20 protein-coding genes are annotated in these 24,425 nt (G+C 72.6%); 3 read left to right on the top strand and 17 right to left on the bottom strand.

Annotated features, from left to right (window positions below; translation table 11 throughout):
* Nucleotides 1-2: 2 nt before the first annotated feature.
* From hpnE to BHU06_RS05025, 10 genes are all read right to left on the bottom strand, one after another.
* Nucleotides 3-1,316, bottom strand: coding sequence for a hydroxysqualene dehydroxylase HpnE (hpnE, locus tag BHU06_RS05070; protein WP_070398259.1), 1,314 nt, complete (start codon nucleotides 1,314-1,316; stop codon nucleotides 3-5).
* A 65-nt stretch (nucleotides 1,317-1,381) separates the two neighbouring features.
* Nucleotides 1,382-2,248: a presqualene diphosphate synthase HpnD gene (hpnD, locus tag BHU06_RS22370; protein WP_070398048.1), complete on the bottom strand. Its 867-nt coding sequence runs from the start codon at nucleotides 2,246-2,248 to the stop codon at nucleotides 1,382-1,384.
* 67 nt (nucleotides 2,249-2,315) lie between these two features.
* The gene (locus tag BHU06_RS05060) at nucleotides 2,316-4,712 is read right to left on the bottom strand and encodes a hypothetical protein (protein ID WP_070398047.1); all 2,397 of its coding nucleotides are present in this window, start codon (nucleotides 4,710-4,712) and stop codon (nucleotides 2,316-2,318) included.
* A 79-nt stretch (nucleotides 4,713-4,791) separates the two neighbouring features.
* Nucleotides 4,792-5,289, bottom strand: a complete 498-nt coding sequence (locus BHU06_RS05055; RefSeq protein WP_070398046.1) for a spore coat U domain-containing protein — start codon at nucleotides 5,287-5,289, stop codon at nucleotides 4,792-4,794.
* Nucleotides 5,286-7,580: a fimbria/pilus outer membrane usher protein gene (locus tag BHU06_RS05050; RefSeq protein ID WP_070398045.1), complete on the bottom strand. Its 2,295-nt coding sequence runs from the start codon at nucleotides 7,578-7,580 to the stop codon at nucleotides 5,286-5,288. The genes BHU06_RS05055 and BHU06_RS05050 overlap by 4 nt, the downstream gene beginning before the upstream one ends.
* On the bottom strand, nucleotides 7,561-8,253 hold the full coding sequence (locus BHU06_RS05045; RefSeq protein WP_070398044.1) for a molecular chaperone: 693 nt from the start codon (nucleotides 8,251-8,253) through the stop codon (nucleotides 7,561-7,563). Before BHU06_RS05045 ends, BHU06_RS05050 begins: the two co-directional genes overlap by 20 nt.
* Nucleotides 8,254-8,266: 13 nt before the next feature.
* On the bottom strand, nucleotides 8,267-8,764 hold the full coding sequence (locus BHU06_RS05040) for a spore coat U domain-containing protein (RefSeq protein WP_070398043.1): 498 nt from the start codon (nucleotides 8,762-8,764) through the stop codon (nucleotides 8,267-8,269).
* A 208-nt stretch (nucleotides 8,765-8,972) separates the two neighbouring features.
* Complete coding sequence (locus BHU06_RS05035) at nucleotides 8,973-9,455, bottom strand: acyl-CoA thioesterase (protein WP_070398258.1); 483 nt, start codon at nucleotides 9,453-9,455, stop codon at nucleotides 8,973-8,975.
* An 88-nt stretch (nucleotides 9,456-9,543) separates the two neighbouring features.
* On the bottom strand, nucleotides 9,544-11,265 hold the full coding sequence (locus BHU06_RS05030) for an FAD-dependent oxidoreductase (protein WP_083292947.1): 1,722 nt from the start codon (nucleotides 11,263-11,265) through the stop codon (nucleotides 9,544-9,546).
* Entirely contained in the window at nucleotides 11,262-12,254 is a 993-nt protein-coding gene (locus tag BHU06_RS05025) for a tripartite tricarboxylate transporter substrate binding protein (RefSeq protein ID WP_070398041.1), read from the bottom strand. Before BHU06_RS05025 ends, BHU06_RS05030 begins: the two co-directional genes overlap by 4 nt.
* Before the next feature lie 103 nt (nucleotides 12,255-12,357).
* Here BHU06_RS05025 and BHU06_RS05020 point away from each other — a divergent pair, with 103 nt between their 5' ends.
* A complete protein-coding gene (locus BHU06_RS05020; protein ID WP_070398040.1) occupies nucleotides 12,358-13,266 on the top strand; it encodes a LysR family transcriptional regulator in 909 nt (302 codons plus the stop codon).
* A 38-nt stretch (nucleotides 13,267-13,304) separates the two neighbouring features.
* Here the strand turns inward: BHU06_RS05020 and BHU06_RS05015 are convergent, their stop codons facing one another.
* Genes BHU06_RS05015 through BHU06_RS05005 form a run of 3 tightly spaced genes read right to left on the bottom strand, consistent with a single transcriptional unit; the run spans nucleotide 13,305 to nucleotide 17,628 of the window.
* Nucleotides 13,305-14,525 carry an efflux RND transporter periplasmic adaptor subunit gene (locus tag BHU06_RS05015; protein ID WP_070398039.1) on the bottom strand — a complete coding sequence of 407 codons (1,221 nt, stop codon included), beginning with the start codon at nucleotides 14,523-14,525 and terminating at the stop codon, nucleotides 13,305-13,307.
* On the bottom strand, nucleotides 14,522-16,888 hold the full coding sequence (locus BHU06_RS05010) for an ABC transporter permease (protein WP_070398257.1): 2,367 nt from the start codon (nucleotides 16,886-16,888) through the stop codon (nucleotides 14,522-14,524). The genes BHU06_RS05015 and BHU06_RS05010 overlap by 4 nt, the downstream gene beginning before the upstream one ends.
* Before the next feature lie 17 nt (nucleotides 16,889-16,905).
* On the bottom strand, nucleotides 16,906-17,628 hold the full coding sequence (locus BHU06_RS05005; protein WP_070398038.1) for an ABC transporter ATP-binding protein: 723 nt from the start codon (nucleotides 17,626-17,628) through the stop codon (nucleotides 16,906-16,908).
* Nucleotides 17,629-17,775: 147 nt separating this feature from the next.
* Here BHU06_RS05005 and BHU06_RS05000 point away from each other — a divergent pair, with 147 nt between their 5' ends.
* Nucleotides 17,776-19,128, top strand: coding sequence for a lyase family protein (locus BHU06_RS05000; protein ID WP_070398037.1), 1,353 nt, complete (start codon nucleotides 17,776-17,778; stop codon nucleotides 19,126-19,128).
* A gap of 27 nt (nucleotides 19,129-19,155) precedes the next feature.
* Here the strand turns inward: BHU06_RS05000 and pcaF are convergent, their stop codons facing one another.
* From pcaF to BHU06_RS04985, 3 genes are read right to left on the bottom strand one after another with little or no spacing between them, the layout of a single operon-like run.
* Complete coding sequence (pcaF, locus tag BHU06_RS04995) at nucleotides 19,156-20,364, bottom strand: 3-oxoadipyl-CoA thiolase (RefSeq protein WP_070398036.1); 1,209 nt, start codon at nucleotides 20,362-20,364, stop codon at nucleotides 19,156-19,158.
* A 25-nt stretch (nucleotides 20,365-20,389) separates the two neighbouring features.
* Nucleotides 20,390-21,046: a 3-oxoacid CoA-transferase subunit B gene (locus BHU06_RS04990; protein WP_070398035.1), complete on the bottom strand. Its 657-nt coding sequence runs from the start codon at nucleotides 21,044-21,046 to the stop codon at nucleotides 20,390-20,392.
* Nucleotides 21,043-21,759 (bottom strand): 3-oxoacid CoA-transferase subunit A, encoded by a 717-nt coding sequence (locus tag BHU06_RS04985; protein ID WP_070398034.1) that lies wholly within the window; start codon nucleotides 21,757-21,759, stop codon nucleotides 21,043-21,045. The genes BHU06_RS04990 and BHU06_RS04985 overlap by 4 nt, the downstream gene beginning before the upstream one ends.
* A 125-nt stretch (nucleotides 21,760-21,884) precedes the next feature.
* Here BHU06_RS04985 and BHU06_RS04980 point away from each other — a divergent pair, with 125 nt between their 5' ends.
* Complete coding sequence (locus BHU06_RS04980; RefSeq protein ID WP_070398033.1) at nucleotides 21,885-22,691, top strand: IclR family transcriptional regulator C-terminal domain-containing protein; 807 nt, start codon at nucleotides 21,885-21,887, stop codon at nucleotides 22,689-22,691.
* A gap of 920 nt (nucleotides 22,692-23,611) precedes the next feature.
* On the opposite strand, the gene BHU06_RS04975 is transcribed toward BHU06_RS04980, so the two are convergent.
* Nucleotides 23,612-24,397, bottom strand: a complete 786-nt coding sequence (locus tag BHU06_RS04975) for a helix-turn-helix domain-containing protein (protein ID WP_175442797.1) — start codon at nucleotides 24,395-24,397, stop codon at nucleotides 23,612-23,614.
* Nucleotides 24,398-24,425: the final 28 nt, after the last annotated feature.

Below are 24,425 nucleotides of genomic sequence, written 5' to 3'. Positions count from 1 at the left end.
TTTCAGCGCCCGCGCGCGGCCGCCTGGCCCGCCGCCTGGCCGCTGCGCACCGCGCCTTCGATGGTGGCGGGGTAGGGGCCGTCGACGTGGTCGCCCGCGGCCCAGAGCCCGGGCGCCACCGCGGCCGGCGGGCGGCGCAGGCCGGGCGTGCAGGCGAAGGTGGCGCGCCGCTCGGTGATGGTGCGCAGCGGGATCAGGCCCTGCAGGCCGAGTTGCGCGCGCGCCTGCTCCAGCGTGGCGGCCTGCAGGTCTTCGCGTTCGCCGTGGCTGTCGCTGAGCACGAAGGCCAGCACGCCGGTGTCGGTGGCGCGCAGTCGGCCGCGGTCGAAGGCGAACTGGGCGGGGCCGCCGCGCAGCGACACCATGGGCGCGGGCAAGGGCGGGTGCTCGCGCGGCCCCAGGGCGTAGACCGTGGTGATGGCGGTGTGGGCCAGCGCGGCCGCCGTGCCGGCCCAGTCGGGGGCGATGCCACGCAGTGTGTCGGCCGCCACCGCTGCGGGCGTGGCCCAGACCACGCGGTCGAAGCGCTCGCTCCGGCCTTCGCCGCTGAGGCGCCAGCCCTGCCCGTCCGCCTCGATGCGTTCGATGCGCCGGCCCAGGTGCACGGCGTGGCCGCGCTCGCGCAGCCAGCGCGCGGTCGGGTCGGGGCCGAGTTCGGACAGGTCGTGGCGCGGCAGCAGCAGGGCCGAGGGCGCGAAGCCCGGCGCGCCGCGGCCGAACAGCGCGTCGCGCATCACGCGCAGGAAGGTGGCGCCGCTGGCCTGGTCGGGTGGCAGGTTCAGGGCCGAGACGCACAGTGGCCCGATCAGCTCGTCCATCACGCGCGGGGGCAGGCCGTTGCAGACGGTGGCCACGGTGTCCGACGCGCCGCAGGCAAAACCTTGCGCGCGCCAGCGCAGCGACACGCGCAGCAGGGCCAGCCGCTCGGTGGTGCGCCAGCCGCGCGCGCCGAGCATGGCGGCCAGCGCGTCCAGCGGCGCGGGCCAGCGCGCGGCCCAGCGCGGCACCGCCAGGCCCTGGCCGTCGGCGAAGCGCAGCGACAGCGGCAGCGCCAACAGGGCCTCGCGCGGGTTCACGCCGACGGCGCGCATGAAGGCCAGGGTGGCGGTGTAGGCGCCAATGAGGATGTGCTGCCCGTTGTCCAGCGGCAGGGGCGCGCCGTCGGGGTGGGCGATGTCGACCCGGCGGGCGCGCCCGCCCAGGGTGTGGGTGATCTCGAACAGCGTGACCCGGGCGCCGCCTTGCACGGCGGCCACGGCGGCGGCGCAGCCGGCCCAGCCGCCACCGACGATGGCGACGCTGGGGCCGCTGCCCACCGACGCCCCGTCGCTGGCGGCCTCGGCGCGGGCGCCTTCGGGCGGCCGGACGGCGCCCCCGCCGGTCACAGCCGCCCCAGCGCCTGCACCTTCCAGGCGAGCCAGAACTTGCGCAGCGGCGTCAGGCTCACGCGGCGCGTGAGCACCAGCAAGGGCTCGGCCGCGATCTCGCGCAGCAGCGTGCGGTAGATGCTGGCCATCATCAGGCCGGGTTTCTGGCTGCGGCGGTCGGCGTCGGGCAGCAGGGCCAGGGCCTCGTCGTAGGTGGCCAGTGCGCGTTGGCATTGGAAGGCCATGAGCGCGGTGAAGCGGCGCTGAAAGTCGGCCGTCTCGCCACCCGGCGCTGCGCCGCGGCGCAGCAGCTCGTGCGCCTTCACGTCGAAGCGCTGCAGCTCGTCGATGGGCAGGTAGATGCGCCCGCGCACCGCGTCCTCGCCCACGTCGCGCACGATGTTGGTGAGCTGGAAGGCCAGGCCCATGCGGTGCGCGTACTCGGTGGTGCGCGCCTGCGTCTGGCCGAAGATGCGCGCGGCGACCTCGCCCACGAGGCCGGCCACCAGGTGGCAGTAGCGCTGCAGGTTGGCGAAGTCGAGGTAGCGGCTCTGTTCCAGGTCCATCTGGCAGCCGTCGATGACGCCCAGCAGGTGGCGCGCCTCGATGCCGTAGGTGGCGGTCAGCGGCATCAGGGCTTGCGTCACCGGGTGGCTGGGCTGGCCCGCGAAGGCCTGCGCCACCTCGCCGCGCCACCAGGCCAGCTTGGTCTGCGCCACGCCCGGATCGCTCACCTCGTCGACCACGTCGTCCACCTCGCGGCAGAAGGCGTAGAACGCGGTGATGGCGGCACGCCGCTCGGGCGGCAGGAAGAGGAAGGCGTAGTAGAAGCTGCTGCCGGAGGCGGCGGCCTTCTGCTGGACGTAGTCTTGCGGGCTCATGGGGTGCCACGAGTGTACGCATGGCGCCCCAGGGCCTCGGGGCGCGCCGTGTGCGCCGCGCCCGGCGTCAGCCGGCGAAGGGCGGTGGCTCGGTGGCCGGCGTGTCGGTCGCGGGCAGGGGGGCGGTGGCCTCGGGCCGTTCGGGGACCCGCGCCCGCCAGGCCGCCTGCAACAGGCCCAGGCCTTCGGGCCGCTGCAATGGCGTGAGGTGTTGCGGGTCGGGCTGCAACAGCGCGCGGCCGAACAGATCGACCGGTGCGGCCTGGCGGCTCGATGGCTCGCGCCGGTCCAGCCGCAGCAGGGTGGGGTGCAGCGCGCGGGCCAGTTCGGCGCAGGCCTCCTCGGCCATGGCGGTGTGCTCGGCGGGGGGAACGACGGCATCGACGACGAAGCGCAGCAGCTCGGGCGACTGCAGGCGGGCGGCGCCGTGGTCTTGCTCCAGCCAGGCGATCAGCAGCCCTTGGGCCAAAGGGCGCCACTCGGGCACGTCGGCGACGCCGCTCTTGTCGAGCCTGTGCAGCACATGCGCCATCACCGCCTCGGGCTTGGTGCCTTTGGCCAGTTGGTTCAGGCCGAAGCACAGGGCGCCAACGGCCTCTTGCTCGGTTCGGGTGCCACTCGACAAGGGCCCCCGCTCCAGCCAGAGCTTCAGCAGCGTGGCCCTGGGCAGCGGCGCGCGCAGCACCAGGGCGATCAGGCGCCCGCGCTGGGGTGTGGTCCATGGGGTGCCGCTGGACAGGGCCTTCAGCAGTTGGGTCAGGCGCTCGGTGAGCGGGGCGCCGTCCAGCCGGTCGAGCAGGCGCAGCGCGCCGTCGATGGGCGTCGAGGTCGGCGCGGGAAAGGCGCTGAGGGTGAACTCCACCAGCCGCTCGATGAGCTTGCGGGGGGGCTGGGGGCCGTTCGCGAGATCCTCGATGTATTGCACAAGCTGCCTCTGGCGCCGCCGCATGAGCTTGGTCGAGGCCGCGTCGTCGCGCGACAGGTAGAGGCGCACCGCGCCGTCCACCGGGTGCTTGTCGAAGGATGGCAGCCAGGACGCCATCGCCTCGCGCGTGTCGTCGATGCCTTGTTCGAGCGCGAGTTGCTGCGGGGTCTTCTGACCCATGGCGTCCAGGGCCGCTTGCACGGCCTTGGCCTGGGCGTCGTTCCCACAGACGGCGTGCAGCGTTCGCATCAACGCCAGGGCGCTGCTGCCGTCCAGGCCATGGGCGCCCAGCAGGCGGTGGACCTTCTCGATGTCGAGCACCAGCCGCGCCGCGAGTGCCTGCCGCTCCTCTGCCGCGCCCATGGCGCCCAGGCGCTGGATGTCCAGCCTGATGCCCCGCAGGCGAAGCCCGGCCACGCAGCCCGGGGCCTGGTGCTGTTGGGCAATCGATTCAAAGGTCTGCAGCCATTCGGCGGGGAGCGCGCCACGGGCGACCAGTTCGCCAACGCGTGCGCACAGCGCCTTCAACACCCCGCGGGGCAGGGCGCCGGCCCGCGCGGGCCGGGCGCGGCCGTGGGGCGGTGGGGTGAGCCGGCCGAGCAGGGCCCTGCCGCAGCTTTCGATCAGGTCGATTTCCCGGCCACCCTGGTGGTGGGCGGCCAGGCTCAGGGCCGCGAGCAGGTCGGCCGCGCCGGGAATCTGCAGTGCCTGCAACTGGTGGGCGAACCAGACCAACTGGTCGAAGCGCCCCCCACGCTCGTCGCCCGGAGGCACGAGGCAGTGCCGGCAGCCGCCCTCGTCCCACACCGTGAGCGCTGGGGGCTCGCCCGACTGCAGGGTGTCGAACGCCTGCCGCAGGTCGTCGCGCTCCAGGGCCTGGCGGCGCTGCTCGGCGCTGGCGCCGAGCTGGTCCAGCAGGGCGTCGAAGGCGGGGTGGGGCGGCGCTTCCTTCTCTGCTGAAAGGAACAGCGCGAGTTCATCGTGCGACAGCCGGTTCGCCTGGGCGCAGTCGCTGGCCAAGCCCTGCAGGGCCTGCAGCAGGTGGGGGTCGATGGCTTCGCTCGACTGGCGAACGGCCTGGCCGCAGGCGAGCATGAGCCTGGGCATGTGGGGGTGGTGAGGGTCTTTCAGTTGCAGCACGGTCGCCGACAGCACGAACACGGCCGTCCTCTGTCGGTGCTGGAGCAGAAACTGGCCGAGGTGCAGCAGGTGCTCCACCTGCTGCGCATTCGCTGGCGTGGCGCTGCAGTGCCAGCCGCCGTTGCCATCCCAGACGCGCAGCACCGGGGGGCGGCTGTCGAGCAGGGCATTGAGCGTCGACTCCAAGGCCTGCGTGGCCTGCGCGAGGACCCGCTGGTCCTGGATGTTCAGCGCTTCCTCCAGGAACCGCGCGTTGCGTCGGTTGGCTTCGTTGCGGCTGGAGGGCAGGGGTTTGACGGTGGCCTCGGTGCCGCTTCGGTTGATGAGGGGTTTGTGCTCGGCGCGGGGGATGAACGGTGGCTTGGGGGTCGAGAAGAAGAAGGAGGAGAAGCGTTGCATGTCGAGGGAAAGCGCGAGCGGATGGGAAGCGCCTTCAGTAACCTCCACGTCCTGCGCGGCTCATCACTTTTTCCTCACCTCAGTAGGTCACCGTCAGCACCACGCTGTCGCTGTAGCTGCCGGCCGGCACGCTCTGGTTGGCGGGGATGCGGCCATAGAGGGTGTGCGACTTGCTGCCTGGCAGGCACACCAGGTTGAGCAGGCTGGTGGTGATGGTGCCGCCGGTGGTGGGACCGCTGGCGCCGCCATCGCCCCAGGGCTGCTGGCGCAGGCTGTCGCTGAACAGGCCGTAGGCCAGGCGGCCCGCGCCGGCGGCCATTTGCCGCTGGGCGCCGCTGGCGTGGTCGCCCACGGACAGCGAGAGCGTGTAGCTGCTCTTGCAGGCGAGCAGCAGGTACTGCGGCGTGCAGGTGACCAGCACGGCCGCGCTGCTGTCGGCGCGCGCGCCGCCGGGCGAGGTGTAGTTGCCGAAGGCCAGGGCCGTGGCGCTCACGCCGCAGCTCTGCGCCCGGGCGGCGGTGCCGCAGAGCAGGCCGGCCAGCAGGAGCAGTGCGCGCAGGAGGGGCTTGGTGTTCATGGTGTGCAGGTCAATGGGCCCAGGGTGGCGGCGGCGCCCTGGTCCGGCGGGAGCGCAAAGCGCACCCGGCACAGGCCCTGTGGGCCTTCGACGCGCAAGGTGTTGAGGTCCCCGAGATCGGTGAGCCAGACCTGGCCACCGTGGGCGAAGGGCGCGCCTTGGTCGCTGGCCGGGGCGCCAGCGGGCATGCGGTAGGCGCGCGCGCCCGGAGGCACGGGGCTGCCGTCGGGCAGGCGCACGCTGACCAGCGCCGAGCGCGTGCGCCGGGCAGGAAAACGCACGCGCACCACGGTCTGCGCGGGCGGGCGCACTTGCAGCTCGGGCACGCCCAGCACCACGTCCAGCGGCAGTACGTCGGCGGCCACGCCCAGGGTGTTTTCTTGCCAGGGCTGCAGGCCCCAGACCCAGGCCCGACCTTGGGCGTCGGTGACGGCGGTGTCGCGGTGGTTGAGGCGCACGCCCACGCCGCCCATGCCCTCGATGTCCACGCGCGCGGCGGCGGCCTCGCCGATGGTGCGGCCCAGCATGGGCTGGCCGCCGATCCACAGCACGCCGCCCTGCGCCGCGACGCGCAGATGGGCCTCGGGGTCGTGGCGCCATTTCGTGGCCTGCGCTTCCACGCGGCCGAGTGGGCCCAGCCAGCTCACGCCGGCCAGGGCGCTCAGCGCGTCGCTGCCCCCCTGCAGGCGCCAGCCCAGGCCGCCGGCGTCGGGCTCGCTGCGCTGCGCCTGCACGGTGAGGCCGGCGTCGCCACCGGCCTGCGCGCGCGCGGCCAGCGTGGTGTCGGGGCTCAACGCGCGCGTGAACAGCACGGCCGCGCTGAGCTGGCCGTCGCGCCGGTACAGGCTCAGGCCCGCGTGCCAGTGCGCACCCAGGCGGCGCTGCAGGCCGGCCGTGAGCACGCGTGTGTCCTGCCCCTGCGCGCCGCGCTGCCAGACCAGGCCACCGGACACGCTGGTCTGGCCGATGCTGGTGCCGGCGAACAGGGTGGCGCGCCGCTGCGGCAGGCGAGCACCATCGAGCGAGCGGAAGCCGGTGCCGGCGGTTTCGATCGTGGCGCTCAGGCTACCGGCGCGCGCCACGCGCTCGAAGCCGATGGCCGTGCGCTGGCCGGCGCCAGCGCCGTCGGCCTGGCTGCGCCCGAGCTGCAGGCTGAGCACGCCCGCGCCCGCCACCACCCAATGCGCGCCCAGGTGCACGGCGCGCACGGCCTGGCCCACCTCGGCGCGGCCCAGCAGGGTGAGCGTGTCGCTGAGGCCGTGGCGCAGGCTGCCGGCGACAAAACCGCCACCGTAGGTGTCGCTGGCCGAGGCGTAGCCGCGGCGCAGCACGCCGGCTTCCACGCAGTGCTCGCGCAGGTCCTGGCGCAGCAGGCGCGGGCTGCTGTAGTAGGGCACCACCTGCACGCGCTCCACGCCCAGCAGGTCGCGCTGCACCACGCGGATCTCGCCCGCGCCGGTCACGCCGGGCAGCTGGTCCAGGGTGTAGTTGCCCGGGCCCACCTGGGCGCTGCCGACGGGGCGGTTGTCGATCAGCAGGTCCACGCCGCTGGGCACCTGCGCGCTGCCCGACACCGAGGGCAGGGGCTGGGTGACGAGGTCGGGGCGCAGGCTGAAGTCGGTGCCGTATTGCGCGCCAGCGAAGCGCAGCGCGGGCGCGAGCTCGCCGCCACAGGTGATGGCGTCGCCCAGGCTGGCGCGCCACAGGCCGCTGGGGTCGCTGTGCTGCAGGCTGGTGTCCAGCCGCTGCCAGCGTGGCAGTCCGGCCGGGTTGGCGCCGGCGCGCAGCACGCCGCTGGCGCGCGCCAGGCCGCCGGTGCTCCAGCCGAAGCCGCGCAGGTCGAGCAGGGCGGCGGTGCTGCTCTGGCCGCCGCTGCGTTCGGCGTTGACGCTGTAGTCCATGGCCAGGCCGGGCAGGGGTTCCATCAGCGGCGCCTCGCTGTCGGTTCGACCGTCCAGGCGCAGGCGCTGGGCCAGGAACTGCTCGGGCGGCGCCTGCAACGCCAGCCGCTGCTGGGCCTTGTCGAAGCGGGGCGACCAGTCCTGCAGACCATGGTGCGCCACGCCGGCGATGGTGCGCGGCGGATCGGCAGGGCGCAGGCGCCAGCGCGCCAGGGTGTCGGCCGTGGCATACCAGCGGCCGTCATCCTCCATCAGGGGAGCGAAGCCGTCGACGCGTTCGCCATTGAGCCAAACCTCCAGCAGGCGCGGCGCGGGTTCGGCGCGCGCGGGCGTGATCGCGCCGCACAGGCCGAGGGTGAGCAGCAGGGCCTCAACGCGGCGCCACCGCATCGACCACCCCGCGAAGCGGCCCCGCGCTGGTGTCGGCGTCGTAGCGCGTGGTGGCGGCCGACCAGCCGGCCGGCAGCGTCCAGCGGCACAACTGGCCGGGCAAGGCGTAGCAGGGGCCGAAGCGGGTGCTGCCGCCCTGGTCCGACACGAGCTGCAGGCCATGCACGTGCAGGTGGCGCCCGCCAGCGTTGTGCAGCTCCAGCGTGTCGCCGTGGCGCTGCCATTGCGGTTGGGCGGCGGGCGTGGCCACGCCGGTGACGAACACCGGCAGGCTCACGCGCAGCAGCAGCTGCACGCCGTCGTCCGCGTCCCCGGGCGTGGGCACCTGGCTCAGCCAGAGGCGGTGGCTGCGCTCCACGCCCGACTCCACCGCCTGGCGCAGGCCCACGCGCACCACCTGGGTGGCGCCCGGCGCAAGCTCGAAGATCGGCGGGTTGACGATGAGCGCCTGCGTGGGCTTGAGCTGGTCGGCCCCGCCGTCCTGGCTCCAGTCGAAGGCCTCGGCCTGCAGCAGCAGGGGGCGGGTGGTGGGGTTGTGCACCGTCAGTTGCGAGGCCGTGGCGCGGCTGCCCAGTTCCAGCCGCACGGGCCGCACCTGGAAGGCCAACGCGGCCGGCGGGAAGGCCAGCGCCAGAACCACTGGCGCGAGCAGCGGCGCGAGCAGGCGCTTCATGCCGCACCGCGCCTCAGTAGGTGGCGGTCACGGTGATGGTGTCGGCGTAGACACCCACCGTGGCGGTGGCGCTGGACGGGACCCGACCGTACACGGTGAAGGACTGCAGCAGGCCGGTGCCGGTGCTGCTGTTGAACACAGTGCCGTTGGTGCCATCGCCCCAGAGCTGGGTGCGCCCGGCGTCGCGGTAGAGGCGGTAGGCCAGGGTGTCCGTGCCACTGGTCATGCGCCGGTCGGCCACCGTGGCGCCACTGCCGGTGCCGGCGTCGAGCGAGAGGCTGTAGGGCGTGCCCACGGTGCAGGTGGCGGTGACGACGGTGCTGCTGTCGGCCTGCACGCCGGGCGACACGATGCCGAACGCCAGGGGGATGCCTCCGACCACCGTGCAACTGGCCAGCACGGTGGCCGTGACGCCGAAGGTGGCGCTGCTTTGCGCGAGCGCGGGAAGCGTGGCCAGACACAGGCTGGCGGCGGCCAGGGTGCGGCGAATGGGGGTGTGACAGCGGGACATGGGGACCTCCTGTACAGACATCGAGACCTCAGCCGCACGGTCCGGGTGGGGTGCGTGCCTGTCTGCGATCTCGGAGGCCCGCAATCTATCTTTAGAGCGCGCGGGTTTCGGGCTCAGGTTTTCTTGAGGTTTGACCGCAAGTCGCAAGCTTTCCCGGCACGGGGCGGCGCGCGCTGTCAAGCTTTCCCGGCAGGCCGGGCGGCGCGGCTCAGCTCGCCTGGCGCAGGGCCTCGGTGCGCTGCGCGAACTCCTGGCGCAGCTGCTTGCGCACGCGCGCCGCGGCCTGGCGGCGGTGTTCGTCGGGCGTGGCGGGCTTGAGCGGCGGCACCGGCACGGGCTTGCCGCCGTCGTCCACCGCCACCATGGTGAAGAAGCAGCTGTTGGCGTGGCGCACCACCTGCGAGCGGATGTTCTCGGCCACGACCTTGATGCCGACCTCCATGGACGAGGTGCCGGTGTGGTTGATGGAGGCCAGGAAGGTGACGAGTTCGCCCACGTGGATGGGCTGCAGGAACATCACCTGGTCCACCGAGAGCGTGACCACGTAGCGCCCCGCGTAGCGGCTGGCGCAGGCGTAGGCCACCTGGTCTAGCAGCTTGAGGATGGTGCCGCCGTGCACATTGCCCGAGAAGTTGGCCATGTCGGGCGTCATGAGCACGGTCATGCTCAGCTGGTGGGTGGGGAGGTCCATGGCCGGTTCGATGGGGTGCACGCGGGGTGCGCCAATGTACACGGCATGGGGGCCCCCGCCGGCGCGGGGCCGGCGGGGGCGGGCGGCCTCAGGCCAGCGCGGCGCTGGGGTTGGGCGCGGCGCTGGTGTCCGTGCGGGCGGCGCCGCGCAGCAGCGCCACCAGCGCGCGCGCGTCGGCGGGCACCGTGTCGCCGCGCCAGACCACGTGCTGGTCGGGCCGGCACAGCAGCAGGGCGTGGCGGTACTCGGGCGGGCGCTGCGCTTCGCGGGAAACGTCCAGCACCGTCAGCGGCACGCCGGCCTCGGCGGCGGCGTCGAGCAGGGGCTGGGCCTCGGTGCCGGCCTGCGTGAGCAGCAGCGTGTAGCCGGCGCCGAAGGCGTCGTACAGCGATCGGCCGTCGGCCAGCCAGAAGTGCGGCGCGCGGCAGCCCGGCACCGTGGAGGGCGTGAAGTCGCCCATGGTGTAGGCCGGCGGGGCCTCGCCATCGGCCGCGATGATGGGCGAGCCGCTGTAGTAGTAGCCGTAGTTCAGGCCCGCGCAGCAGAACTGCTGCACGTTGAGCTGGTAGGCCTCGTCGCCGATGAGGGCGCGCGCCGCCGCGCCGGCCGCGTCGGCGGCTTCGATGTTCGGCGGCACCGCGCTGCGCGCCTTGATCATCTTCTGCGCGTGGTCCATGGCGAAGCGCGACACCTGCTCGGTGATGGGCTGGCGTTCGGCCTCGTAGGCGTCGAGCATGGACGGGTCGGCCCAGCCCTGCACTTGAGCGGCCAGCAGCCACGACAGGTTGAGTGCGTCGGCGATGCCCGCGTTCATGCCGTAGCCGGCATAAGGCACCCACAGGTGGGCGGCGTCGCCGGCGATGAAGACGCGCCGGTCGCGGAAGCGGTCGGCCACCAGGCGGCGGCCCACCCAGTCCTCTTTGGAGATGACCTCGTACTGGAAGTCGTCGCCCACGCCCAGGATGTGGCGGATGCTCTGGTCGCGGTCCACCGAGTCGAACTCGGTCTCGTGCGGGTTGAGGTGGTTGTGCACCAGCCAGGTCTCGCGGCCGTCGATGGCGAAGGCCGTGCCGCAGCGGCGCGGGTTCACCGAGTAATAGCACCAGGCGGGCTTGCCGGGCAGGCGGCCCAGCAGGTCCTTGGCGCGGATGTAGGTGGACTGCACGCGCTGGATCACGGCCGTGCCCTCGAAGCGCGCGCCGATGGCCTTGCGCACGCCGGAGGCGCCGCCGTCGCAGCCGACCAGGAAGCGCGCGCGCACGCGGCGCGTGGCGCCACCGTCCAGGCCGACGAGCGTGGCCGTAACGCCATCGGCGTCCTGTTCGAAGCCGTCCACGCGTGTGCGGTTGAGCAGGGTCACGTTCGGCAGCGCCGCCGCGTGTTCCAGCAGGATGGGCTCCAGGTAGATCTGGTTGATGCGGTGCGGCGGCTCGGCGGTGGGCCACCAGGTGTCGGGGCCGCCGTTGTCGACGAAGCGCTCCAGCCGGTTCGGGATGGGGATGCGGGTGAGCTCGATGCCCGTCATGGCGGTGCGGAACACCACGTCGTTGGGGTGTTCGTCGGGCAGGCCCGCCTGGCGCAGCCGGTTGGCCACGCCAAGCTGGCGGAAGCGTTCCATGGTGCGCGAGGCCACGTGGTTGCACTTCACGCTGGGCGGCTCCTTGTAGGCACGCAGCTCGGCGATGGTGACGCGCACACCGCGTCCGGCGAGGTCCATGGCGAGCGTCAGGCCCACGGGGCCGGCGCCCACGATGAGCACATCGGTGGTGGGCACGCCGGTCGTATCGGTCAGGGGGGAGGAGGGGCTCATTCGAGTTTGATGCCAGCGGTGCGGATCACCTTGGCCCACTTGGTGGTTTCGGACTTGATGTAGTCGCCGAAGGCTTTGGGCGTGGTCGGCGCGGGCTCCACGCCGAGGCCGCGGATGGTGGCCTGCGTGGCGGGGTCGTTGAGCGCCTCGACCAGGGCCGCGTTGAGCTTGTTGACGATGGCGTCCGGCGTGGCCGCGGGCGCGACGATGCCGAACCAGCCCACCGATTCGTAGCCCGCCAGACCGGCCTCGGCCACGGTGGGCACGTCGGGCAGGGCGGGCACGCGCTTGTCGCTGGTGACGGAGAAGGCCTGCAGCTTGCCGGCGCGGATGTGCGGCAGCGCGGCGGGCAGGTCGGTCACGGCCAGCGGGATCTGGCCCGCCAGCGCGTCCACGGCGGCGGGCCCGGAGCCGCGGTAGGCCACCTGCACGATCTTCGTGCCCGCCATCTGGTCGAACAGCGAGGCCGTGAGGTGCATGGCCGTGCCGTTGCCGCCGTGGCCGATGGTCAGCTTGCTCGGGTCGCGCTTGGCCAGGGCGATGAGTTCGGCCTGCGTGCGCACGCCCACCGAGGGGTGGCCCACGAACACGAAGGGGATGGCCGCCACCAGCGAGACCGGCTTGAAGTCCTTCACCGGGTCGTAGGGCATCTGGGGGTAGAGGCTGACGTTGGCCGACAGCGCGCCGGCCGCGCCCAGGCCCACGGTGTGGCCATCGGGCTCGGCCTTAGCCACGGCGGTCAGGCCGATGTTGCCGCCCGCGCCGGGGCGGTTCTCGATCACCAGCGGCTGGCCCAGCTTCTCGCTCACGCGCGGGCCGATGGCGCGCACGATGGCGTCGGCGCTGCCGCCGGGCGGGAAGGTCACGATCACGCGGATGGGCTTGGTGGGCCAGGCGGCCTCGTTGGCCAGCGCGGGGGCGGCGAGCGCGAGCAGGGCGCTGGCGCCAAGGGCGGCGCCCAGCGCGCGCCGGAGGGCGGAAGGCTTCATTGACTTGTCTCCTGTTTCTGGTGGTGCTTGTCCGCCCGCGATTCAACCCGCTCTCGATTCATGCGTAAAGTAAAACTTATCGAACCATTTATTATTTGAACTCATGAATACAGACGCCCGTTTCCTCCCCAGCATGCGCCAGCTGCGCGCCTTCGCGGCGGTCTACCACCTGCGCAAGGTGAGCGCGGCGGCCGAGCAGCTGTCGGTCACGCAGTCGGCGGTGAGCCTGTCGCTGCGGCAGCTGGAAGAGGGCCTGGGCGCGCGCCTGTTCGACCGCACCACCCGCACCCTGCAGCCCACCCAGGCCGCGCACGAGGCCATCGTGCTGGCCGAGCGCATCCTGCGCGACGCCGAGGCCCTGGGCGCGGGCACGCTGGAGCTGTCGCAGCTGCGGCGCGGGCGCGTGAGCGTGGCCGTCACGCCCACGCTGGCCGAGCTGCTGCTGCCGGCGGCGGTGGTGCGCTTTCGCGAGCGCCACCCGGGCATCCACGTCGACATCAACGATTGCGCGCCCGACCAGTTCGTGTCGCGCGTGGTGGGCGAGCAGGTGGACTTCGGCATCGGCGTGCCCGAACAGGCCGGTGCCGACGTGGACACCGACACCCTGGTGCGCGACCACCTGGCGGTGGTCTGCCCGGCGGGGCATGCGCTGGCGGGCCGCTCGCGCCTGCGCTGGGCCGACCTGGACGGCCAGCCGGTGATCACCGTGCGCCCGGGCTACGGCGTGCGGCCGCTGATCGATGCCAGCGCGGCGCGCGCGGGCGTGCGGCTGCGCGTGGTGCACGAGGTGACCTTCCTCTCCACCGCGCTGTGGATGACGCGCGCCGGCATGGCCATTGCCATCATGCCGGCGGCGTATGCGCGCGCGGCGCGGCCGCAAGAACTGGCGGTGCTGCCGCTGAGCGCGCCGCGCGTCTCGCGCGACATCTGCATCGTGACCAAGCGCGGGCGCGCGCTGTCGCTGACGGCGCAGGCGCTGGTGCGCGAGGTCCGTGCGGCGCTGCGGGCCTAGCGACCCGCGCCGGTGGTGGCCGCAGCGGATGCCAGGCCTCAGCGCTCGCGCAGGCGCTGTCCCTCGCGCACCCCGTTGCCCGGGTACAGCACCACCCGCTCGCCGGCGCGCAGCCCATCGGTGGCGACGGCCTGCTCGGTGCCGCGCGGCCCCAGGGTGAGGGCGCGCGCCCGCGCCCGCCCGTCCCCGTCCACCACGAAAACCTGCCAGCCGGTGGGCGTGCGCACCAGGGCCGCGTTCGGCACCAGCAGCGCGTCGGCCTGCGCCAGCGTCACGATGCGGGCCTCGACGCGGTAGCCCTCGCCCAGCGGCAATTGGCCGGGCCAGGGGGCGGCCGGCTCCACGTGCACGTTGACGCGCTGCTCCTCGATGCCGAGCGCGGACACCTTGGTGAAGGCCACCGGCTCCACGCGTGTGACGCGCCCCGGCAAGGCCGGCAGGCCGCTGCCCGCCTGCAGCGTGACCGCCGCGCCCGGCGGCACGCGCGCCGCGTCGCCCGACAGCAGGTCCACGATGGCTTCCAGCCGCGTGGTGTCGCCCAGCTCCATCAGGGCCTGCCCTGCGCCCACCGGGCCCGCGCTGTCGCGGTGCACCGCGATCACGCGGCCCGCGATCGGGCTGCGCAGCGTCCACAAGCCCTCGCTGGCGTCGCTGCCGCCGTCGGCGCGCGCTAGTGCCGCGCGCGCCTCGCTCAAGCCGTGTGCCGCCACGCGCTGCTCGGCCTGCGCACCGGCCAGGGCCTGGCGCGCCGCCGTGAGGTTGAGCTGGGCCTGTTCGCGCGCCGACGGCGCCACGAACTGCGCGCGCGCCAGTTCCTCGCTGCGCCGAGCGTCCAGCTCGGCCTGGGCCAGGGCGGCCTGCGAGCGCGCAGCCTGCGCCCGCGTGGCCGCCAGAGCGGCCTCGGCGCTGCCCACGCGCTGGCGCAAGACCTCGCGCGTGCGGCTGTCGATCATCGATGGCGCCGCGGGCCGCAGCACGGCCAGCGGCTCACCCTCGGCGACGGTGTCGCCCACCTTCAGGCCGGGCCGCAGCAGCTCGCCGGCGGTGGGTGCCGCCACGGTGTAGCGCTGCAGCAGGCGCAGCACGCCGTCCTCCTCGATGGCTTGCTCGAAGTCGCCGCGCTGCACGGTGGCGATCTCCACCGGCAAGGCCGCGGGCCGCAAGGCCCAGGCGAGCAGGGCGGCGATGGCCAGGGCCACGGCCGTGGCGGCGGTGATGAGGCGCACGCGGCGCCTGCGCGGGGTTGTGTCGTCGTTCATTCGCGCACCTTCAGAACAGCCACCAGGTCGAGCCGATCGACGTGGCGGCGCACGAGCAGGGCACTGGCCGCGCCCGCGGCCAGCACGATGAGCGCCGCCCACGCGTAGGTGGACGGCGCGATGATCACGGGAAAGTCGATGTTGTCCGATGACATGAGGCGCATGAGCAGGCCGGCCAGCGCGCGCCCCGCGAGCAGGCCCAGCGGCAGCGCCAGCAGCAGCTCCACGGCGAGCTGGCCCAGCAGCAGCACCGAGACCTCGGCGCGCGTCATGCCCAGCACGCGCAGGCTGGCCAGGTCCCAGGCGCGTTCGGACAGCGCGATGCGCGCGGCGTTGTAGGTGATGCCCACCGCCATGGCGATGGCGAACAGCGTGAGGATGGCGCTGAAGGCCCCCATGTTGTGCTGGGTGCGCTCGTCGAAGGTCTGTTGGACCGAGCGCTTGTCGAACACCCCGCCGATCGAGGGCGCGGCCTTCACGGCCGACCAGAACGCCGGCATCGAGGCCGGGTCCACCTGCAGCACCGCTTGCGACAGGCCCGCGCCATCGCGCGTGAGGCGCTGCAGGGTGGACAGGCGCATGTAGGCCTGCTGGCCCATGAGGGCGTGCACCTCGGCCACCACGGGCAGGTCGACCTGGCGCCGGTGGCCGGTGCGAAACACCACCGTCACGGTGTCGCCCACGCGCGCGTCCAGGGCGCGCGCGAGCAGGTGCGACAGCACGAGGCCCTCGTCGGGCAGTTCCACCGCGCCGAGCGGATCGTCCACCACGCGCAGCAGCCGCGCCCCCGGCGGCATGCCGCCGACGCTGGCGTCTTTCCAGCGCGCGCCGTGGTGCACGCGCACGGCCTCGTTGCGGTAGCCCTCGGCCTGCAGCACGCCGGGCAGGCGGCGCAACTCGTGCAGCACGCCCTCGGGCGCGCGCGGCTCGAACTGCAGCGCCACGTTGCCGGGCTGCACCTGGCGGAACTGCACGTCCACGATGTGGGCGATGGCGTCGAGCCAGAAGGCGCCCGAGATCTGCAGCGCCATGGCCATGGCCACGCCGCCGATGGTGAAGGCGGTACGCCAGGGCCGGTGCTGCACGTCGCGCAGTACCAGCAGCGGCGCGGCGCGCACGCGCCGGCCCGCCAGGCGCTCCAGCAGCGTGCGCCGGTAGTGCGGCGGTGCCGGCGGCAGCATGGCCTGGGCCGGGCGCAGCCGCACCACGGCGCGGATCGAGGCCCAGGTGCCCAGGCCGGCCGCCAGCAGCGACAGCAGCACCGACACGCCCACGGCGGCGGCCGTGGTGCGGTAGGCCAGGGCATCGAAGCGGAACACCGGCTCGTACAGGCCCAGCATGAGCCGGCCGATGACGGCGCTGAGCAGCAGCCCGCCGAGCACGCCCAGGCCAGCCACCACCAGCGCCAGCTGCAGGTAATGCCTGCCGATGACCGCGTCGTCGTAGCCCAGGGCCTTGAGCGCGGCGATCTGCGGGCGCTGCGTGGCCACCTGGCGCGCCAACACGCCATTGAGGATGAACATCGCCACGCCAAGAAAGATGGCGGGCAGCACCGTGCCCATCACGCGCAGCTGGTCGAGTTCGTCGTCCACCACGCGCGCCGAGAGCTGGTCGGCGCGCGCCACCGCGCCCAGCGAGCCATAGGGTTCGAGCAGGCGGTCCAGCGCGTCGATGACGGCCTCGCTGGAGGCGCCGCTGTCCAGCCGCAGCGCGGCCTGGTTGAAGGCGCCTTGCAGGTCCAGCAGCTCGCCCAGGCGGCGCGCGTCGGTCCACCAGATGCCGAAGCTGCGCTCGTCGGGCGCGGCGCCGCCGGAGGCGAACACGTACTCGGGCGAGATCGCCAGGCCGACGATGCGCACCGTCTGCTGCCGGCCGTTGAGCACGGCCCGCGCGCTGTCGCCGGGCTTGAGGCCGCGCGCCTTGGCAAAGGCCTCGCTCACCAGCGCTTCCAGGGTGGTGCCCGCCTCGGGCCAGCGCCCCTCGCGCAGCCGCAAGGCGTTGAGCCCCTGTTCGCCGCGCTGCACGCGCGCCAGGTCCAGCGCCACGAAGCGGCCCGTCACGGGCGGGCCGGGGTCGCCCAGGTCGACGCGCGCGTCGAAGGCCAGGCCGGTCTTCACCTCGGCCACGCCGGGCAGGGCGGCGATGCGCTCGCGCAGCGCCAGCGGCGCGCGCTTGAGCGCGACGAACACGTCGGCCAGGCGGTGGCTGGCGTAGAACCGGTCGCGCGCGTCCAGCAGGGACGCGTGCACCGAGAACAGGCCGACGAAGCCGCCCACGCCGATGGCCACCACCATGGCGATGGTCAGCACCTGGGCGCGCAGGCGCCACAGGTCGCGGCCCAGCTTGATGTTCAGTGCGCGCATGGGCCCGGCCTCGCTGGTCACCAGCTCAGCGCCGCGGCGGCGAGCTTGCTCGGGTTGGCCTGCACCGAGGCGATGCGCCCGTCGGCCAGGCGCAAGACGCGATCGGCCATCTGCGCGATGGGCGCGTTGTGTGTGATGACCACGGTGGTGGTGCCCAGTTCGCGGTTCACCCGCTCGATGGCTTCCAGCACGCGCACGCCGGTGGCGCAGTCCAGCGCGCCGGTGGGCTCGTCGCACAGCAGTACCTCGGGGCGCTTGGCGATGGCGCGCGCGATGGCCACGCGCTGCTGCTCGCCGCCGGAGAGCTGGGACGCGAAATGGTCCAGACGCCCTTCCAGGCCCACGAGCGCGAGCGCTTCCTCGGGCGCCATGGGGTCGGTGGCGAGGTCGGTCACCAGGGCCACGTTCTCGCGCGCGGTGAGGCTGGCGATGAGGTTGTAGAACTGGAACACGAAGCCCACGTGCTCGCGCCGGTAGCGCGTGAGCTCGGCGTCGCTGGCGCCCGCCAGCTCGTGGGTCTCGCCAGCGTGCGTCCAGCGCGCCGAGCCGCCCGAGGGGGAGTCGAGTCCGCCCAGGATGTTGAGCAGCGTGCTCTTGCCGCTGCCCGAGGCCCCGAGCAGCACGACGAACTCGCCCGGCATGACGTCCAGGTCGACGCCGCGCAGGGCGTGCACCGCGGTGGGGCCTTCGCCGTACACCTTGGTGAGGGCGCGCGCGGAAAAGACAGGCGTGGCGGGCATGCCAGGGATTGCAGCATGGGGGCGGGCCCGGCCGCTTGACGAACGTCAAGCGCGGGCCTCAAGCTGGCGGACCGGGGGCCGATGGGCACACCGCTTGCCGGTCGCCCCACGGTCGCCAAAACGGCCACCCGATGCCAGGACGACGCCATGAACCCACCTTCGCCTTCGCCCCGCACCGAACACGATGCCTGGGGCGAGATCCAGATCCCCGCCGACGCCCCCTGGGGCGCGCAGACGCAGCGGGCCATCGGCCACTTCGCCATTTCCACCGAGAAGATGCCGCCCGAGCTGCTGCACGCGCTGGCGCTCATCAAGCGCTGCGCGGCGCGCGTGAACGCCAGCCTGGGCACGCTGGAGCGGCCCGTGGCCGATGCCATCGCGCAGGCCGCCGCCGAGGTGGTGGATGGCCGCTGGCCCAACGCGTTTCCCCTGTCGCTGTGGCAGAGCGGCTCCGGGACCCAGAGCAACATGAACATGAACGAGGTGATCGCGCACCGGGCCTCGGCGCTGCTGGGCCGGCCGGTGCACCCGAACGACGAGGTCAACCTCGGCCAGTCGTCCAACGACACCATTCCCACCGCCATCCACCTGGCCGCGCTGCTGGGCGTGGAGCGCGCCTTGCAACCGGCGCTGCGCGCCCTGCGCGACACGCTCGCCGCCAAGGCCGAGGGCGTGCGTGGGGTGATGAAGACCGGCCGCACCCACCTGCAGCACGCGCTGCCGCTGACGCTGGCCGACGAGCTGCTGGCCTGGGTGGCACAGCTCGATCAGGCTGGGGCCGCGCTGGCGCCGGCGCTGCGCGCGGTGCTGGGCCTGGCCATCGGCGGCACGGCGGTGGGCAGCGGCGCCAACGCCCACCCCGACTTCGGCCTGCGCATGGCCGAGGCCTTGAGCGAGGCCACCGGCCTGCCGCTGCGCCGCGCCGACAACCCCTACGCGGCCCAGGCCGCGCACGACGCGCTGCTGCAGCTGCATGGCGCGCTGCGGGGGCTGGCGCTGGCGCTGTGCAAGATCGCCGACGACCTGCGCTGGGAGGCCAGCCCGGGGTTGGGTGAATGGCGGCTGCCGGCCAATGAGCCCGGCAGTTCCATCATGCCGGGCAAGGTCAACCCCACGCAGTGCGAATCGCTGCTCATGGTGTGCGCGCAGGTGATGGGCAACGACGTGAGCATCGGCGTCGGCGCCACGCTGGGGCAGTTCCAGATGCACGCCGCCAAGCCGCTGCTGGCGCACAACCTGCTGCAGAGCATCCGCCTGCTGGCCGATGGCATGCGCAGCTTCGAGGAACATGCCGTGCGCGGCATGGAGGCCGACCGCGAGCGCATCGCGGCCACGCTCTCGCCCGCGATGCTGCAGGCCACGCTGTTGGCCAAGCGCATCGGGCACGAGGAAGCGGCCCTGCTGTACCGCGAGGTGCAGGCCTCGGGCCGGCCGCTGCGCGAGCTCGTGCTCGAACGCGGGCTGGCCAGCGCCGAGCAGTTCGACGCCTGGGTGAAGTGAACGCCCAGGCGTGCGGACTGGGCGCCGTCAGACCTTCTCGACGATCACCGCGATGCCCTGGCCCACGCCGATGCACATGGTGCACAGCGCGTAGCGCCCGCCCGTGGCGTGCAGGCGGTTGACGGCCGTGGTGGCCAGGCGGGCGCCGCTGGCGCCCAGCGGGTGGCCCAGGGCGATGGCGCCGCCCCAGGCGTTCACGCGCGCATCGTCGTCCTTGAGGCCGAGCATGCGCAGCACCGCCAGGCCCTGGGCCGCGAAGGCTTCGTTGAGCTCGATCACGTCCATCTGCTCCAGCGTGAGGCCGGTGAGCGCGAGCACCTTCTCGGTGGCGGGCGCGGGGCCGATGCCCATCACGCGCGGGGCCACGCCGGCCGTGGCCATGCCGACCACGCGCGCCTTGGGCGTGAGGCCGTGCTTGGCCGCGCTCGCCTCATCGGCCAGCAGCAGGGCGCAGGCGCCGTCGTTCACGCCGCTGGCGTTGCCGGCGGTGACGCTGCCCTCGGGCCTGACCACGCCCTTGAGCTTGGCCAGCGCCTCCAGGCTGGTTTCGCGCGGGTGCTCGTCCTTGTCGACGATGACCGGCTCGCCCTTCTTCTGCGGGATGGTCACCGGCACGATCTCGCGCGCCAGGTGGCCGGCCTTCTGCGCGGCCACGGCCTTGAGCTGGCTGGCCAGGGCCATGCGGTCCTGGGCCTCGCGCTCGATCTTGTGGTCAACCGCCACGTTCTCGGCCGTCTCGGGCATGGAGTCCACGCCGTACTGCGCCTTCATGAGCTTGTTGACGAAGCGCCAGCCGATGGTGGTGTCGTACACCGCGTTGGCGCGGCTGAAGGCGCTCTCGGCCTTGGGCATGACGAAGGGCGCGCGGCTCATGCTCTCCACGCCGCCGGCGATCATCAGACCCGCCTCGCCGGCCTTGATGGCGCGCGCCGCGCTGCCCACCGCGTCCAGGCCCGAGCCGCAAAGGCGGTTGATGGTGGCGCCGGGCACCTCGATCGGCAGGCCCGCCAGCAGCGCGGCCATGCGCGCCACGTTGCGGTTGTCCTCGCCGGCCTGGTTGGCGCAGCCGTACAGCACGTCGACCACGGCGGCCCAGTCCACGGTCGGGTTGCGCTCCATCAAGGCCTTGATGGGGATCGCACCGAGGTCGTCGGTGCGCACGCTGGACAGCGCGCCGCCGTAGCGGCCGAAGGGGGTGCGGATGGCGTCGCAGATGAAGGCTTGGCGGGTGCTCATGGGTTCTCCGGAAAAGTGAAGGGGTTCAGGCCGGCGTGGCCGGGGCGGCGATGGGCAGGCCCACGAGGCGCTGCAGTTCGTCGAGAGAAAGGCCTTCGACCGTGTCGATCAGGCGCAGGCCCCGGGGCGTGCATTCGAGCGTGGCCAGGTCGCTGTAGATGCGCTTGACGCAGCCGATGCCGGTGAGCGGGTAGCTGCATTGCGACACCACCTTGCTCGCGCCTTGCTTGGTGAGCAGGTCCATCATCACCCAGGTCTGTTTGGCGCCGATGGCCAGGTCCATGGCGCCGCCCACGGCCGGGATGCTGCCGGGCTCGCCGGTGCTCCAGTTGGCCAGGTCGCCGGTGGCCGAGACCTGGAAGGCGCCCAGCACGCAGATGTCCAGGTGGCCGCCGCGCATCATGGCGAAGCTGTCGGCGTGGTGGAAGAAGGCACCGCCGGGCAGCAGGCTCACGGGCTGCTTGCCGGCGTTGATGAGGTCGTAGTCTTCTTGGCCGCTGGCCGGCGCCGGGCCCATGCCGAGGATGCCGTTCTCGCTGTGCAGGATTACCTCGATGCCGGGCGGCAGGTGGTTGGCCACCAGCGTGGGCTGGCCGATGCCCAGGTTGACGTAGGCGCCGTCGTGGATGTCCTGCGCGACGCGCTTCGCGAGCGCGTCCTTGGTTCTGCGCTGGTAGCTCATGCCGCCTCCTTGAAGCCGCCGGCCTGCGTGGCCACGCGCGCTATCTTCACCACCGCGCTGACGTGGATGCCAGGGGTGACGATGGTCTCGGGGTCGAGCGAGCCGAGTTCGGCGATGTCGAACACGCTGGCGATGCAGCGCCTGGCCGCGGTGGCCATCACTGGGCCGAAGTTGCGCGCGGCCTTGCGGTAGACCAGGTTGCCCCAGCGGTCGCCGCGCTCGGCCTTGATGAGCGCCACGTCGCCGTGGATGGGGTACTCCAGCACATAGGGCCGGCCATCGATGACCCGCGTTTCCTTGGGCGAGCCGTCGGCGTTCTTCGCCAGTTCGGTGCCATAACCCGTGGGTGTGAAGAAGGCGCCGATGCCCGCGCCCGCGGCGCGCAGGCGCTCGGCCAGGTTGCCCTGCGGCACCAGTTCGAGTTCGATCTGCTTCGAGCGGTACAGGCCGTCGAACACCTGGCTGTCGGCCTGGCGCGGGAAGCTGCAGATGATCTTGCGCACGCGCCCGGTCTTGAGCAGTGCGGCCAGACCGTGTTCGCCGTTGCCGGCGTTGTTGTTCACCACGGTGAGGTCGCGCGCGCCTTGTTCGATCAGGCCGGCGATGAGTTCGTTGGGAATGCCGGCGGTGCCGAAGCCGCCGATGAGCACGGTGGCGCCGTCGCGCACGCCGTGCAGGGCCTCGGCCACCGAGGAAGCGATCTTGTTGATCACGGGGATTGGTCTCCGGACAGAACGCTGAAACAGCGGGGAGGGGCGCTTGCCGTGCCGATCGTCAAATGTTCTAATGACGAACACTTGTTCGATTGACGAATCATTCTAATCGTCCACCAAAGCCCATGGCAACCCACGCCCGTCGCGCACCCGACGCCCCCACGCCCGGCGATGGCTACGTGCAGTCCTTCGCGCGTGGGCTGGAGGTGATCCGTTCCTTCAGTGCCGAAGCCTCGGAGCAGACCCTGTCGGAAGTGGCGGCGCGCAGCGGGCTCACGCGCGCCGGGGCGCGGCGCATCCTGCTCACCCTGCAGACCCTGGGCTACGTCGACAGCGACGGCAAGCTGTACCGCCTCACGCCCCGCATCCTGGACCTGGGCTTTGCCTACCTCACGTCCATGCCGATCTGGAACCTGGCCGAGCCGGTGATGGAGCGCCTGGCCGATGCGGTGGGCGAGTCGTGCTCGGCGGCGGTGCTGGACGGCAGCGACATCGTCTACGTGCTGCGTGTGCACACGCACAAGATCGTCTCGCTCAACCTCAATGTGGGCACGCGCCTGCCGGCCTACTGCACCTCGCTCGGCCGTGTGCTGCTGGCGGGGCTGGACGACGCCGAGGTGAAGGCGCGACTGAAGGCCAGCGAGCGGCGCGCGAACACGCGCCACACGGCCACCGAGCCGGCCGAGATCCTGGCGCGAGTGCAGCAGGTGCGCCGCCAGGGTTGGGCGCTGGTGAACCAGGAGCTGGAGGAGGGCCTGATCTCCATCGCGGCGCCGGTGAGAAACCGCGCGGGCGCGGTGATCGCGGCGCTCAACGTGTCGGGGCAGGCGAACCGCACCTCGGCGACGGTGATGAAGGAGCAGCTGCTCCCGAAGCTGCGGGCGGCGGCGGATGAGGTGTCGTCTTTGCTGGGGCGTGCCGGGCGGGGGTGAGTCGGTGACGTGGTGGGCAGGGCGAGGGCATCGCTCGGCCTCGGCTGGTGAAGGGCGGGCGGTCGCCGGGAAACGATGGCGGGAATGCGTCCTGGCTCGAATGGGGGGGCGCGTCGACTAGGATGGCGGCTCACGGCCAGAAGTGGACGTTCGCCAAGGGCAGCCTTTGAGGGGAAGCTACGCAATGCGCTTCGATAATTCGCTCAATCGGCTGCGCCTTTTTGGCTCTCTGCGCGCTGCGTACTACGGCGCTGAGTACCTCCATCGCTAGGGGCACGGATGCTCCTCTACAAGTACCGTAACTGCGCCCAACGGACGTGGGAGCTTCTACTCAATCGGAAGCTCTTCTTCGCCACACCGGAGCAACTCAACGATCCACTAGATTCCTCGATCGACATCCAGTCGGAGTACGAGCGGGCAAAGAAGTTGGTGCACGATTCGGATGACCACCCCGAGCGCCGCAAATCATTCTTGATCTTCTTGCTTGATGGATACCACCGCTTCAACGATCCAACTACGGGTAAGCAGACCCGTATCTGCTTTTCTATCTACGCTGGAACGAGTAGCGCAGTCCGGGCAGGTGGGAAGCCCGCTTTGGGCCCCAAGCGGGCACCTGAAAACGAAGCAGTTGCCCCGGTGGTGCACCAAGGCATCCGCCGTCAGGGGAGGCGCCCTGTGCGGGACGGCGCCTGTGCAGTGCCGAGAAGCGCAGGGTGGGTGGCCCGCGCGCGCAGCGCGCTTCGTGAACCGACTCGCGGCATCTGTTTGAACGGAGCGCGCCAGGCGCGCGCAGTGAGTTATGCCGCGTGGCCGCTCACCCGAGCATCGCAGGGAACCCCTCGCGCAGCGAGGGGCGCTGCAGTGAAGCCGTCCCGCACAGGGCGCCTGCCCTGACACCCGCCAACCCGCGTTCCCTCACCTCACCCCACCCCACCCAATACCTTCCTCGGCGCCCGCCCGAACTGTTTGGCGAACATCTTCCCGAAGGCCGAGGCGCTGGCGTAGCCGAGCTCGTCCGCCAACTGCCCGATGTTCATGCCCTGGTCGCTCAGCGCGAAGGCGCGCATCAGCCGCGCCTGCTGGCGCCAGCGGTGCAGGCTCAGGCCCGTTTCCTGCGGGAACAGCCGGATCACGCTGCGCTCGGACAGGCCCACCTCGCGGCCCAGTTCGGCGATGGAGGCGGCCTCGCCCGGGTTCTCGATCAGCCATTGGCACAGGCGCGCGAGGCGCTTGTCCTCGGGCAGCTTCAGCGACAGGGGCCGGGGCTCCAGCCAACCCACCTCGTCGACGATCAGGTCCATCAGGCGCGCGTCGGCGCTGTCGAGCGCGTAGCGCGGCGGGATCGTCATCGCGCGCAGGATCAGCTCGCGCAGCAGGGGCGTGATCGCCAGCACCTGGCAGTCGCGGCCCTGGCCGGTGACGGTGCCGGGCTGGAAGTACAGGGTCCGCATCTCCACCTCGGTGTCCATGCGGATCTGGTGCACGGTGTGCGCGGGCATCCACATGCCGTGGCTGGGCGGCAGGGTCCAGATGAAGCCCTTGGCGCGGATCGTCATGACGCCGCGGATGGCGTAGATCAGCTGGTCGCGCGCGTGCAGGTGCGGGGCGATTTCCGTGCCGGCGGGGTCGGAGCGCGCCAGCGCGGCCACGGGGCGCGGCACCCGGTTGGCGGCCTGCGCATCGGCGCTGGGACCCCGGCGCAGCACGCCGGGGCGGCTTGGCGGTTTTGGACGC

It is taken from the genome of Hydrogenophaga sp. PML113, from assembly GCF_001777155.1.
GTDB lineage: Bacteria > Pseudomonadota > Gammaproteobacteria > Burkholderiales > Burkholderiaceae_C > Hydrogenophaga > Hydrogenophaga borbori.
Note: the sequence above shows the minus strand (reverse complement) of the source record. Positions and strands in the feature narration are given on the sequence as shown.

Excerpts from the sequence above, each read along its gene's own strand:
- hpnD (WP_070398048.1), bottom strand. The coding sequence starts at position 2,248 with ATGAGCCCGCAAGACTACGTCCAGCAGAAGGCCGCCGCCTCCGGCAGC.
- BHU06_RS05060 (WP_070398047.1), bottom strand. The coding sequence starts at position 4,712 with ATGCAACGCTTCTCCTCCTTCTTCTTCTCGACCCCCAAGCCACCGTTC.
- BHU06_RS05055 (WP_070398046.1), bottom strand. The coding sequence starts at position 5,289 with ATGAACACCAAGCCCCTCCTGCGCGCACTGCTCCTGCTGGCCGGCCTG.
- BHU06_RS05050 (WP_070398045.1), bottom strand. The coding sequence starts at position 7,580 with ATGCGGTGGCGCCGCGTTGAGGCCCTGCTGCTCACCCTCGGCCTGTGC.
- BHU06_RS05045 (WP_070398044.1), bottom strand. The coding sequence starts at position 8,253 with ATGAAGCGCCTGCTCGCGCCGCTGCTCGCGCCAGTGGTTCTGGCGCTG.
- BHU06_RS05040 (WP_070398043.1), bottom strand. The coding sequence starts at position 8,764 with ATGTCCCGCTGTCACACCCCCATTCGCCGCACCCTGGCCGCCGCCAGC.
- BHU06_RS05035 (WP_070398258.1), bottom strand. The coding sequence starts at position 9,455 with ATGGACCTCCCCACCCACCAGCTGAGCATGACCGTGCTCATGACGCCC.
- BHU06_RS05030 (WP_083292947.1), bottom strand. The coding sequence starts at position 11,265 with ATGAGCCCCTCCTCCCCCCTGACCGATACGACCGGCGTGCCCACCACC.
- BHU06_RS05025 (WP_070398041.1), bottom strand. The coding sequence starts at position 12,254 with ATGAAGCCTTCCGCCCTCCGGCGCGCGCTGGGCGCCGCCCTTGGCGCC.
- BHU06_RS05020 (WP_070398040.1), top strand. The coding sequence starts at position 12,358 with ATGAATACAGACGCCCGTTTCCTCCCCAGCATGCGCCAGCTGCGCGCC.
- BHU06_RS05015 (WP_070398039.1), bottom strand. The coding sequence starts at position 14,525 with ATGAACGACGACACAACCCCGCGCAGGCGCCGCGTGCGCCTCATCACC.
- BHU06_RS05010 (WP_070398257.1), bottom strand. The coding sequence starts at position 16,888 with ATGCGCGCACTGAACATCAAGCTGGGCCGCGACCTGTGGCGCCTGCGC.
- BHU06_RS05005 (WP_070398038.1), bottom strand. The coding sequence starts at position 17,628 with ATGCCCGCCACGCCTGTCTTTTCCGCGCGCGCCCTCACCAAGGTGTAC.
- BHU06_RS05000 (WP_070398037.1), top strand. The coding sequence starts at position 17,776 with ATGAACCCACCTTCGCCTTCGCCCCGCACCGAACACGATGCCTGGGGC.
- pcaF (WP_070398036.1), bottom strand. The coding sequence starts at position 20,364 with ATGAGCACCCGCCAAGCCTTCATCTGCGACGCCATCCGCACCCCCTTC.
- BHU06_RS04990 (WP_070398035.1), bottom strand. The coding sequence starts at position 21,046 with ATGAGCTACCAGCGCAGAACCAAGGACGCGCTCGCGAAGCGCGTCGCG.
- BHU06_RS04980 (WP_070398033.1), top strand. The coding sequence starts at position 21,885 with ATGGCAACCCACGCCCGTCGCGCACCCGACGCCCCCACGCCCGGCGAT.